General features: G+C 66.7%; 7 protein-coding genes. All 7 read left to right on the forward strand.

Going from position 1 to position 12,706, the window contains the following annotated elements:
- The coding region (locus VJ811_RS04880; protein WP_324071153.1) for a substrate-binding domain-containing protein at positions 1-576 on the forward strand (576 nt) is incomplete at its 5' end.
- 181 nt (positions 577-757) lie between these two features.
- Positions 758-1,936, forward strand: a complete 1,179-nt coding sequence (locus tag VJ811_RS04885) for an efflux RND transporter periplasmic adaptor subunit (RefSeq protein WP_324071154.1) — start codon at positions 758-760, stop codon at positions 1,934-1,936.
- Between the two features lie 6 nt (positions 1,937-1,942).
- Positions 1,943-5,140, forward strand: a complete 3,198-nt coding sequence (locus tag VJ811_RS04890) for an efflux RND transporter permease subunit (protein ID WP_324071155.1) — start codon at positions 1,943-1,945, stop codon at positions 5,138-5,140.
- On the forward strand, positions 5,137-6,543 hold the full coding sequence (locus VJ811_RS04895; protein WP_324071156.1) for an efflux transporter outer membrane subunit: 1,407 nt from the start codon (positions 5,137-5,139) through the stop codon (positions 6,541-6,543). The genes VJ811_RS04890 and VJ811_RS04895 overlap by 4 nt, the downstream gene beginning before the upstream one ends.
- Before the next feature lie 225 nt (positions 6,544-6,768).
- Positions 6,769-7,569: a hypothetical protein gene (locus VJ811_RS04900; protein ID WP_324071157.1), complete on the forward strand. Its 801-nt coding sequence runs from the start codon at positions 6,769-6,771 to the stop codon at positions 7,567-7,569.
- Positions 7,484-9,010, forward strand: coding sequence for a DNA polymerase Y family protein (locus VJ811_RS04905; protein WP_324071158.1), 1,527 nt, complete (start codon positions 7,484-7,486; stop codon positions 9,008-9,010). Before VJ811_RS04900 ends, VJ811_RS04905 begins: the two co-directional genes overlap by 86 nt.
- Positions 9,007-12,282 (forward strand): error-prone DNA polymerase, encoded by a 3,276-nt coding sequence (locus VJ811_RS04910; RefSeq protein WP_324071159.1) that lies wholly within the window; start codon positions 9,007-9,009, stop codon positions 12,280-12,282. Before VJ811_RS04905 ends, VJ811_RS04910 begins: the two co-directional genes overlap by 4 nt.
- Positions 12,283-12,706 lie beyond the last annotated feature (424 nt).

Below are 12,706 nucleotides of genomic sequence, written 5' to 3' on the forward strand. Positions count from 1 at the left end.
CGGATCGACGACGAAAAGCATTGCATCTCGTCGAACGATCGCGAAGTCGTCGCCGAGGCGGTGCGCGGGCTCGTCGCGCTCGGCCACCGCCGCATCGGCTTCGTGCGCGGCCCCGCCGGCTTTCGCTCGGCGGCCGAGCGCGAAGAGGGGTTCCGCGAAGCGCTCGCCGAGGCCGGGCTCGATCTTCCCGCAGAACTTTATGCGCCCGGCAACTACCGCTACACCGCGGGTATCGAGGCCGGCGAGGCGCTGCTGTCGCTGACCGCCCCCCCGACCGCGCTCTTCTGCTCGAACGACGAGATGGCGGCCGGCGTGATGAGCGTCGCGCACAGCAAGGGCATCAAGGTGCCGGACGAGCTGTCGATCATCGGCTTCGACGACAGCCCGACCGCGACGCATATCTGGCCCGCGCTCAGCACGGTACGCTGGCCGATCCGCGAGATGGGCATTCGCGCCGCGCAGACGCTCGTCCCCGATTTCCTAGGCCCGGGCTTCAAAAGCAGCGACGACGAGAGCAATGAGCTCGCTTCGACCCTCGTCGAACGACAGTCGGTCGCGCCGCCAACGGCGGGCTAAAGCTTAGCGCCAGCGCGCAAGCTGATATTCACAGAGCGACGGCGCCGCATCCACTGCCTGCGCGGAAAAAGTGTCGCAAATTGTCTCATCGTGCCCATTGCACTTGCCAGCATGGGGACAATGGGTTGAATAGGCGCAAAATCTCCCTTTCCGTTGCGAACCCGAAACGAGATTGACCTTTATGCTGGACAAGAGGCCGCTGCTCCGCGCCGGAGCGCTGTGCGCCATCGCCCTGTCACTGGCCGCCTGTTCGGCGGAAGAAGAGAAGGGTGGCCGCGCCGCGCCCGAGGTCGGCTATGTCGCCGTGAAGGTCGAGCCGGTGCCCGTCACCTCGTCGCTCGGCGGACGCACCGTCGCGTTCGAGACGAGCGAAGTGCGCCCGCAGGTCAACGGCCTGATCCGCCGCCGCCTGTTCACCGAAGGCGGCTTTGTGCGCGCCGGCCAGCCGCTCTATCAGATCGATGCGAGCCTCTATCAGGCTGGTGTCGATCAGGCGGCCGCGAACCTCGCGAGCGCCCGCGCGAGCGCGCAGGCCGCCGAGGAGCGCGCGCGGCGGCTCGAACCGCTTGCGAAGATGCAGGCGGTCGCCGAGCAGGATTACACCGACGCGCTGGCAGAGGCGCGGATGGCGCGCGCCGCGGTCGCGCAGAATAACGCCGCGCTCGAAACCGCGCGCATCAACCTGCGCTACGCGACGATCACCGCGCCGATCAGCGGGCGTATCGGCCGCAGCCTCGCGACCCCCGGCGCGCTCGTCAGCGCGAGCCAGGCGAGCCCGCTCGCAGTGATCCAGCAGACCGACCCGATATATGTCGACATGCAGCAGTCAAGCGCCGAGCTGACCACGCTGCGCCAGGCGATCGAAAGCGGCGGGGTCACCGCGGGCAGCACCTCGGTGCGCCTGCGCATGGAAGACGGCAGCGCCTATGCTTTCGCCGGCACCGTCCAGTTTTCCGACATCACGGTCAACGAGGCGACGGGCACCGTCACGCTGCGCGCGCGTTTCCCCAATCCCAGGGGTATCCTGCTGCCCGGCATGTTCGTGACCGCGCTGTTCGACCAGGCGGTGAACCCGGCGGCTATCCTGCTGCCACAGGCCGCGGTGCAGCGCGATTTCGACGGATCGGCCTTTGTCTATCTCGTCGGCAAGGACAATAAGGCGGCGCGGCGCAAGATCGTCGCCGACCGCACGTCGGGCGCCAATTGGGTCGTCACCGACGGGCTGAAACCCGGCGACCGCGTGATCACGCAGGGCATCGGCAATCTGCGGCAGGGCGCGCCGATCCGCCCCGTGCCCGCGAGCAGCGCGCAGCGCGTCGGCGCGCCTAAGGGCGGCGACGCCCAAGCCAAGGGCAAGTAACCGCTTATGTCGCGCCTTTTCATCGACCGGCCGATCTTCGCCTGGGTGCTGGCGATCATCGTCATGCTCGGCGGCGCGGGCGCGCTCTTTTCGCTGCCGATCGAACAATATCCCGACATCGCCCCGGCGCAGGTCAATATCCGCGCCTCCTATCCGGGTGCGTCGGCCGAGACGATCGAGAACAGCGTTACGCAGGTGCTCGAACAGCAGCTGACCGGCATCGACGGCCTGCTCTATTTCAGCTCGCAATCGAGCTCGCGCGGGCAAGCGAATATCACCGCGATCTTCGAAAAGGGCACCGACCCCGACATCGCGCAGGTGCAGGTCCAGAACAAGATCGCATCGGCGGTCTCGCGCCTGCCGCAACAGGTCCAGCAACAGGGCGTGCGCGTCACCAAGTCGAACTCGGACACGCTGCTGCTCGTCGGCGTCTATGACGAGACGGACACGCGCGTGAACCAGGACGTGTCCGACTATATGGCGTCGAACATCCAGGATCCGCTGTCGCGCGTCGAAGGCGTGGGCGAGGTCAATATCTTCGGCGCGCCGCACGCGATGCGCATCTGGCTCAATCCGCAGCGGCTCGCGGCGGTATCGCTGATGCCGAGCGACGTGATTTCGGCGATCACCGCGCAGAACAGCGAGGTCGCGGCGGGCGACGTCGGCGGCCTGCCCGCGCCACAAGGGCAGATGCTCAACGCGACGGTCACCGCGCAGTCGCGGATGCAGACCGTGCCCGAGTTCGAAAATATCGTGCTCAAGACGCTGCCCGACGGATCGACGGTGCGCATCAAGGATGTCGCGCGCGTCGAGATCGGCGCCGAAAGCTATGCCGTCGTCAGCCGCATCAACGGCCATCCGGGCGCGGGCATGTCGATTTCGCTGTCGCCGGGGTCCGACGCGCTCGAAACCGCCGACCGGGTCAAGGCGCGGATGGAGGAGCTCGCCACCGATTTCCCCGACGGGCTCACTTACAGCTACGCCAACGACGCGACCGCCTTCATCAAGCTGTCGGTCAGCGAAGTGCAGAAATCGCTGTTCGAAGCGATTTTGCTCGTCATCCTCGTGATGTTCGTCTTCCTGCAGAGCTGGCGCGCGGTGCTGATTCCCGCGATCGCGGTGCCCGTCGTGCTGCTCGGCACCTTCGCCATCTTCTATATGCTGGGGTTCAGCATCAACACGCTCACCCTGTTCGGGCTGACGCTCGCGATCGGGCTGCTCGTCGACGATGCGATCGTCGTGGTCGAGAATGTCGAGCGGTTGATGGAAGAGAATCCCGGCATGTCGGCGCGCGACGCGACGATCCAGTCGATGAAGGAGCTGCAGGTCGCGCTGATCGCGATCGCGCTCGTGCTGTCAGCGGTGTTCCTGCCGATGGCTTTCTTCGGCGGATCGACGGGCGTCATCTATCGCCAGTTCTCGGTCACCATCGTGTCGGCGATGGCGCTGTCGGTGCTCGTCGCGTTGATCCTCAGCCCCGCGCTGACGTCGACGCTGCTCAAGCCGAAGAGCCACGATGGCGCCCCCGCAGAGGGCGGGCGCTTCCCACGCGCGCGCGCCTTGCTCGAACGCGCCAAGACCGGCTTCAACACGCGTTTCGACCGCTCGGTCGACCGCTATGTCGGCAGCGTCACCAAGGTCGTCGACCGCAAATGGCTCTTCCTCGGCATTTACGCCGTGCTGCTTGTCCTGCTCGTCGTCCTGTTCCTGCGCCTGCCGAGCGGCTTCCTGCCCAATGAGGATCAGGGGCGCGTGCAGATCCAGTTCCGCCTGCCCGCCGGCGCGACGCAGGCGCGCACGCTCGAAGTGCGCGATGAAATCGAAAAATATATGATGACCGCGGAAAAGGCCAATGTGCAGGCGCTGTTCCTGATCGCGGGCGGCGGCGGCGGCGCTTCGGGACAGAACACCGGACAGGGCTTCGTCAACCTCACCCATTGGGACGACCGGCCGGGCCGGGAAAATACCGCCGATGCGATCGTCGAACGTGCGCGGGGGGCGCTGAGCGGCCTCCGCGATGCCCAGATTTTCGCGCTCGTCCCCGGCGCGGTGCGCGGGCTCGGCGATTCGTCGGGCTTCACGATGCAGTTCCAGAACCGCAGCGGGATGAGCCGCGCCGAATTCGCCGAAGCGCGCGAAAAATTGCTCGCCGCGGCGAACGCGAACCCCAAGCTGACCTCGGTCCGCCTGTCCGACTTGCCCGATGTCGCGACGCTGAAGATCGACGTCGATACGCAGCGGCTGACGGCGTACGGCATCGACAATGCCGATGTGAATTCGACCCTCGCGACCGCGTGGGGCGGGCGCTACGTCAACGACTTCATCGACAAGGGACGCGTCAAGCGCGTCTATGTCCAGGGCGACGCCCCCTATCGCGCGCGCCCCGAAGACCTCGGCCAATGGTATGTCCGGTCCGCCGACGGCGAAATGTCGCCCTTCTCGGCCTTCGCCAAGACCGGCTGGTCGACGACCCCGAGCAGCAGCTCGCGCTTCCAGGGCGTGCCCGCGTTCGAAATCTCGGGCCAGCCTTCGCCCGGCACCAGTTCGGGCGAGGCGATGGACGAGATGGAGCGGATGGCGAACGAGATCCCCGGCACCAGCGTCGCCTGGTCGGGCTCCTCCTATCAGGAGCGCCTCTCGTCGGGGCAGGCGCCCCTGCTCTATGGCCTGTCTTTGCTCGTCGTCTTCCTCTGCCTCGCGGCGCTTTACGAAAGCTGGTCGATCCCGCTCGCGGTGATCCTCGTCATTCCGCTCGGGCTGATCGGCGCGATCTTTGCCGTCAATCTGCGCGGGCTCGAAAACGACGTCTATCTCCAGATCGGGCTGCTCACGACGATGGGGTTGGCTGCGAAGAACGCGATCCTGATGATCGAGTTCGCCGAACAGGAAGAGCGCAAGGGCAAGCGCGTGATCGAGGCCGCGATCGCCGCGGCGCGCATCCGCCTGCGCCCGATCCTGATGACGAGCTTCGCCTTCATCTTCGGCGTGCTGCCGCTCGCGATCGCGACCGGCGCCGGCGCCAACAGCCGCGTCGCGATCGGCACGTCGGTGATCGGCGGGATGCTCACCGCCGCCTTCCTCGCGATCTTCTTCATTCCGCTCTTCTTCGTCCTCGTCCGCCGCGGCGTGCGCGACAGCCTCGCGGCGGCGCGGGCGCGCTTCGGCAAGAACAAGGGTGAAGGCCTGGCGGAGGAGCCGGCATGACCGGCACGCGCGCCCTGCTGATGGCGAGCACGCTGGCGCTAGCCGGCTGCTCGCTCGCGCCGAAAACGGTGCTGCCGACGCCGCCGGTGCCTCAAAGCTGGCCCGCCGGCGACGCCTATCTGCTCCAGAGCGAGGCGGCGCTGCCGGTCCTCTCGTACAAAAGCGTGTTCACCGATCCGCGGCTGCAATCGCTGACCGATCAGGCGCTCGCGAACAATCGCGATCTGCGCGTCGCCTACGCCAATGTCGCCGCGGCGCGCGCGCAGGTGCGCGTCACGCGGTCGGGGCAATTCCCCGAACTCGGGATCAGCGCCGGGGCGGGTTATTCGGACAGCGATGGCGGAAACGGCAGCGGCGATTTCTCGCTGCGCGGCGGCATCACCGCGTTCGAACTCGACCTGTTCGGCAAGCTCGCCAATGCGACCGAGGCCGACCGAAACCGCGCGCTCGGCACCGAGGCGGCGTCGCGCACGGTGCGCCTCGCGCTGATCGCCAGTCTCGCCGACGCGTGGGCGACCTATGGCGCCGATCGCGACCTGTTCAAAATCGCCGAGGACACCGCCGCCAATGCGCGCGAAAGCGTGCGGCTGACCAAGGCGCGGCTCGACGGCGGCGTCGCGCCGCGCACCGACCTGCGCCAGGCCGAACAGATCCTCGCGACCGCCGAGGATGCGATCGCGCAGCAAAGGACCGCGCTCGCGCAGGATGAGAATCTGATCCGCCTGCTCGTCGGCGGCGATGTCGACCGGACGCTGCTCCCCGCGAACCTGACCGAAGTGACGCCGGCGATCGTGTCGCTGCCCGCCGGGGTCAGCTCCGAAATCCTGCTCCGCCGTCCCGACGTGATCGAGGCCGAATATGGCCTGCGCGCCGCCAACGCCGACATCGGTGTCGCGCGCGCGCAATTGTTCCCGTCGATCTCGCTGACCGGGCTGCTCGGCTTTGCCAGCAATGCGCTCTCGGGCCTCTTCGACGGCGGATCGTTCAGCTGGTCGGCGGGCGGCGATGCGACCGCGACGATCTTCGACGCCGGCGGCCGCCGTGCAGGGGTCGCAGTCAGCGAAGCGCAGCGCGACGCGGCGCTCGCGGGCTATGAAGGCGCGATCCAGACCGCGTTCCGCGAGGTCGCCGACGCGCTCGCGGTGCAGGGCACCATATCCGAGCGCGTTCGCGCCGCCGCCGCCAACACCGAGGCCGCCGCCGACACCGCGACGCTCGCCGACGCGCGATACAAGGGCGGCGTCGACAGCTTCCTCTCCAGCCTCGACGCGCAGCGCAGCCTCTATTCGGCGCGGCGGAGCGAGGTCGGGACGCAATTGCTGCTCGTCCAGACGCGGATCGCGCTGTTCCGTGCATTGGGCGGCGACAGCAGCGCGGGGTCTGACGTCGAGAGGTCGCGTTAGAATATTTCACGCGAAGACGCGAAGACGCGAAGAGGTTGCGCTTGCCGCAAAGCGGCCTTCCTCCTTTCAACGATGCGGTCGCTCCGCCCTGTTGAAGAAATGGGCCTATAGGCCCGAGCCAGCCTCTTCGCGCCTTCGCGTCTTCGCGTGAAACAATTGACCCGGCACCGATGCCTTGACAGATGCCCTGACTCGCGCGCTAATAGAACATATCAGGAACAAATGATGCGCGAGTCGTCTCACATACTCGCCGGGTTGCGCAAACGCATCGCCCGGCTGGCCGCCAATGGCGGTTTCGAAAGCCGCCGGGCCGAGGGCTGGCTTGCGAGCGGACACGCGTCTTTCGACGCCGCGATCGGCGGCGGCCTGATGATCGGGCGCACCCACGAATTTTTCGCCGCCGACGCGCTCGATTCGACGAGCGCCGCCGCCTTTGCCGCGCTGATCGCGCTGCGCACCCCGGGCAAGGCGCCGCTGATCTGGCTGCGCACGAGCGACGCCGGCAAACGCACCGGCCATATCTACGCCCCCGGCATCGCCGAACTCGGCGGCGACCCCGATCGGCTGCTGCTCATCGAGGCTCCCGACCCCAAAATGCTGCTCGCCTGTGCGAACGATGCGATCCGCTGCGCGGGATCGGCGGCGGTGATCGTCGAAAGCTGGGGCAAATTCCCCTTGCTCGACCTCACCGCGGGGCGGCGGCTCGCGCTCGGCGCGCGCGATGCGGGCACAACCTTGCTGATGCTCCGCCTCAACGCCGCCCCGGCGCCGAGCGTCGCCGAGACGCGCTGGAGCGTCGCCGCCGCCGCCTCGCACGCGCTCGAAGCGAACGCCCCCGGCGCGCCCGCCTTCGACCTCGAATTGCTGCGCTGGCGCGGCGGCTCTGCGCCCGCCCGCTGGCGACTGGACTGGAATCATGACGAAAAAGCTTTCGGGCCAAATGCCAACGAAGCGGCGCTATCTGGCGCTCTTCTTCCCCTTCCTGCCCGCCGAGCGATGGCTTCGCACGGCGCCGCGGCCGCCTGACGCCCCGCTCGTCTTCGCCGAGAAACAGCGCGGCGCGATGCGGATCGCGAGCGTCGATGCAGAGGCACTGGCCGTTGGGTTACGCCCCGGCATGCCCCTCGCCGACGCGCGCGCGCAGGTGGGTGCACTCGCGGTCGTTTCGCACGACCCCGTGCTCGACCAGAACTGGCTCGACCGGCTCGCGCAGGGCTGCGCGCGCTATTCCCCGCTCGTCGCACTCGACGCGCCCGACGGACTGATCCTCGACATCGCGGGCGCCGAACATTTGTACGGCGGCGAAGCGGACCTCGTGGCCGATGTCGAGATGCGCCTCGCGCGGCTCGGCATGACGCTCCGCCACGCGCTCGGCCCGACCGCCGACGCCGCGCGCGCGCTCGCACGCTACCAGGCCCGCCCCGCCCCCGACGAAGCCAGCGCGATCCGCCGCCTGCCCGTCGCCGCGCTCGAACTGGAGGAAGAAGCGACGACCGCGCTCGTCCGCGCGGGCCTCAAGACGATCGGCGACCTCGCGAGCCGCCCGATGGCGAATATCGCCGCGCGCTTCGGCGCCGACGCCGCGATGGCATTGCGCCGGATATTGGGCGATGCGCCGAGCCCGCTCGACCCACGCATCCTCCCACCGCCGGTGGCCGTCGAACGCCGCTTCGCCGAGCCGCTCGGGAGCACAGCACATGCGACCAAAATCCTTGCCGAACTCGCCGCCGAAGCGATCGAAAAGCTTGCCGAACGCGGCAAGGGCGGGCGCCATTTCCGCGCCACCTTCTTTCGCAGCGACGGCCTCGCGCGCAGCATCGCGATCGAAACCGGCCATCCGACGCGCGACACGGGCCTCGTCATGCGCCTGTTCGCCGAGCGCATGGACAGCCTCGCCGACCCGCTCGACCCCGGTTTCGGCTTCGACATGATCCGCCTCGCCGTGCCGCGGCTCGAAGCGCTCGGCGCGAGCCAGCTCAAGCTCGAGGGCGGCGCGGTGAAGGAGGCCGCGATCGACGAGCTCGCCGACCGGCTGGCGACGCGGCTTGGGCGCGCGCGCGTCCGCCGGCTGCGCCCCGCCGATACGCATATTCCCGAACAGGCGCAGCTCGAACTGCCCGCGGCCGACGCCCCGCCCCCGCTGCCATGGCCAGCACCCGAAGCCGGCGAGCCGCCAACGCGTCCTTTCCACCTCTTCGATCCGCCGCAGCCGATCGAGGTGATCGCCGAGGTGCCCGACGGCCCGCCGCACCAATTCCGTTGGCGCCGGCAGGCGCACGCGGTCCGCCGCTACGAAGGCCCCGAACGCATCGCCGCCGAATGGTGGCGCCGCCGCGACAATGGCGGGCTGACGCGCGATTATTACCGCGTCGAAGATGCGCAGGGCCGCCGCTTCTGGCTCTTTCGCCACGGCCTCTATGACGAAAAACCCGACCCGCGCTGGTATATCCACGGGGTCTTCGCATGAGCGGGGAACTTGCCAACCCCGGCTTCGCCGAACTGGTCGCCGCGACCAACTACAGCTTCCTGCGCGGCGCCTCGCACCCGCATGAAATGGTCGCGGAAGCCATCGCTCTTGGCATGCCGGGTATCGGGATTGCGGATCGCAACAGCGTCGCGGGCGTGGTGCGGGCGCTGACCGGTCTGCGCAAGCTGCGCGAGGATGCCGCGGAAGACAGGATCGAGCTCCCCCCTTTCAAACTCGTCGTCGGTGCCCGGCTGGTCTTCGACGACGGAACCCCGGACATCATCGTCTACCCCACCACGCGCCATGGCTGGGGTCGCCTCACCCGTATGCTGACCATCGGCAATCGCCGCACCACAAAGGGCGATTGCGTGATGAAGCTCAAGAATCTGCTGACCCATTGCGAGGATATGATCCTGATCGCGATGGCGACGGCACAGGATGAGTTCATCCTTCGCCGCCTCAAAAAGGCGGCACCGGACTCGCTATGGCTGGGCGCGACGATGCCGAGAGGCGGCAGCGATCGTCGGCATCTCGCCCGGTTGGAATCCTTGGCTCACCGCGTCGGCATTCCGATGCTCGCAACCAACGACGCACTTTACGCGACGCGCGAACAGCGCCCGCTCCATGATGTCATCACATGCATTCGCGAAGGCACGAACCTCAGCGATGCCGGCCGTCTGCTGCGCGCCAATGGCGAACGTCATTTGAAATCTCCACAGGAAATGCGGCGTCTGTTCCGCACCAGCCCCGAAGCGGTCGACGAAAGCGCGAAGATACTCGATCGTATCGGTTTTTCGCTTCGAGATCTGGAGTATGAATATCCGCACGAGCCGGTTCCCGAAGGCTGGCAGCCCCAAAGCTGGCTCGAACATATGGTGATGACAGCTGCGACCAAGCTTCATCCGGGCGGATTGCCAAAGCGCTGGCGGGAGGTTCTTGACGAGGAACTCACCCTCATCCGCAAATGCAATTTCGCCTGCTATTTCCTGACCGTCCACGACATCGTCAATTTCGCCCGTACGCAAAACCCGCCCATCCTTTGCCAAGGGCGCGGTTCGGCGGCGAATTCGCTCGTCTGTTACCTGCTCGAAATCACATCGATCGACCCTATCGCTAACAATCTGCTCTTCACGCGCTTCCTGTCTGAGGAACGTCGCGAGCCGCCCGATATCGACGTCGATTTCGAGCACGAACGGCGCGAGGAGGTGATGCAATATGTCTATCGCCGCTACACGCGGCGGCGCGCGGGGATTGCCGCGACGGTGATCCATTATCGTCCGCGCAGCGCGGTGCGCGAGGTCGGGAAGGCGCTGGGACTTAGCGAGGACGTCACCCAGCGGCTCGCCGACACGACCTGGGGCAGCTGGGGCAGCGAGATGCCCATCGAGCGCTTCGTCGAAGCCGGGCTCGACCCCGAGCTGGACGACATCGCGCGGCTGCAATGGATCGTCGCGCAGCTGCTCACTTTCCCGCGCCACCTGTCGCAGCATGTCGGCGGCTATGTGTTGACCGAGGACCGGCTCGACGAGACGGTGCCCATTCACAATGCCGCGATGGCGGATCGCACCTTCATCGAATGGGACAAGGACGACATCGACGAACTCAAGCTGATGAAGGTCGACGTGCTCGCGCTCGGGATGCTGACCTGCATCCGCAAATGTTTCGATCTGATGCGGCTGCACGATCTGGGCGATCATAATCTCAAATCGCTCCCGGAAGAAGACAAGGCTGTCTATGACATGCTCTGCAAGGGCGACAGCATCGGCGTTTTTCAGGTCGAGAGCCGTGCGCAGATCAACATGCTGCCGCGGCTACGCCCGCGGGAATTCTATGACCTTGTCATTCAGGTCGCGATCGTCCGGCCGGGACCGATCGAAGGGGATATGGTTCACCCCTATCTGAAGCGCCGGAGCGGCGAAGAAAAGGTGGACTACCCTTCGCCTGCGCCGCCGCACGATCCCAGGGAACTTTACCATCTGCTTTTCAGGACGTGCGGCGTCCCCCTGTTTCAGGAACAGGCGATGAAGCTCGCCATTGTTGCCGCCGAATTTACCCCCGATGAAGCCAATGGTCTGCGGCGCGCGATGGCGACCTTCAGAAACGCCGGAACGATCCATCAATATAAGGAGAAGATGATCGGCGGCATGATACGCCGCGGCTACGAGGCCGACTTCGCGGCCCGTTGTTTCAAGCAGATCGAGGGTTTCGGCAGCTATGGCTTTCCCGAAAGTCACGCCCAATCCTTCGCCAAGCTCGTCTATGTGTCGTCATGGCTGAAATGCCACCACCCCGCCGTCTTCGCCTGCGGCATTCTCAACTCACAGCCGATGGGCTTTTATGCCCCCGCGCAGCTCGTGCGCGACGCCCGCGAACATGGGGTCGAGGTGCGCGCGGTCGATGTCAATGCGAGTGGCTGGGACAGCAGCCTCGAGCGAAAGGGCGACGGCAGCCTCGCGCTCCGGCTCGGGTTCCGTCAGGTCGACGGGTTTCGCGAGGAATGGGCGAACCAGATCGCCCTAGCGCGAACCACTCCCTTCACCACCATCGAGGAGCTCGCGCGCCGCGCGGGCCTGCCGTCGCGCGCACTACGCCTGCTCGCCGAGGCCGATGCGTGCCGGTCGATGGGGCTCGAACGGCGGCCCGCGCTATGGGACGCGCGGCGCGTCCGGCAGGGCGTTTTGCCGCTGTTCGGAGCGGCCGAAACCGACGAACTGGGGGTCGAAGAAGATGCACAACTCCCCCCCACCCCACTCGTCGAGCATGTGCTCACCGATTATCAGACGACGCGGCTGTCGCTGAAAGGTCATCCAATGGCGTTCCTGCGCCGCGATTTCGCGCGCGAAGGCGTACTGAGCGCGGCCGAGGTCGCGGCGGCGAAGAACGGATCGATCGTCCGCACCGCGGGGGTCGTGCTGATCCGCCAGCGCCCGGGCAAGGGCAATGCGATCTTCATCACGCTCGAGGATGAGGGCGGGATCGTCAATATATTGCTCTGGGCGCGCCATTTCGAACGCTATCGCCGCGCCGTCATGGCGTCGCGGCTGATGCTCGCCGAAGGCGAGGTGCAGCGGAGCAAGGAAGGGGTGATCCACCTGATGGCGACGCGGATCGTCGACCGCACCGCGATGCTCGATGGCTTGGGCGACGGTTTGGGCGACGGCGAGCCGGTGCGGCCCGACCTCGCGCCTCCGCGGGCGTCGCGCGAACACGCGGCGCGGCACGGCCATCCGCGCAATGTCCGCATCCTGCCCAAGTCGCGCGATTTTCATTAAGACGGGCGATTGTGCGGATTGCAGGCGCGTTGGTTTGGGGATGGAGAGCTGCCGTTCGATCTTCGTCATGCTGAACTTGTTTCAGCATCCATGGCCGGAACTCGAATAGGACGCCGCGCTGAAGGAAACGGCGGGCCATGGACCCTGAAACAAATTCAGGGTGACGATGATTTTTATGCCCGCTACCGGCCGATACCCCCCTCCCGTTCCCCGGCGAAAGCCGGGGCCCAGAGCGAAAGTCCGCCCTGTCCTTCTGGACCCCGGCTTTCGTCGGGGAACGGGAGCAATCGGTGGTGGGTTCAACGGATCGTCGCAACACTTCATTCTTTGAGGAGAAGGAGTGTGGGGATGAAGCAGCGTCAGCGGATTTATTACTCGGCGGCCCAGCGATCCGAGATCTGGGACCGATGGCAGCGCGGGGAGT

The sequence above is a fragment of the Sphingopyxis sp. genome (assembly GCF_035250425.1).
GTDB lineage: Bacteria > Pseudomonadota > Alphaproteobacteria > Sphingomonadales > Sphingomonadaceae > Sphingopyxis.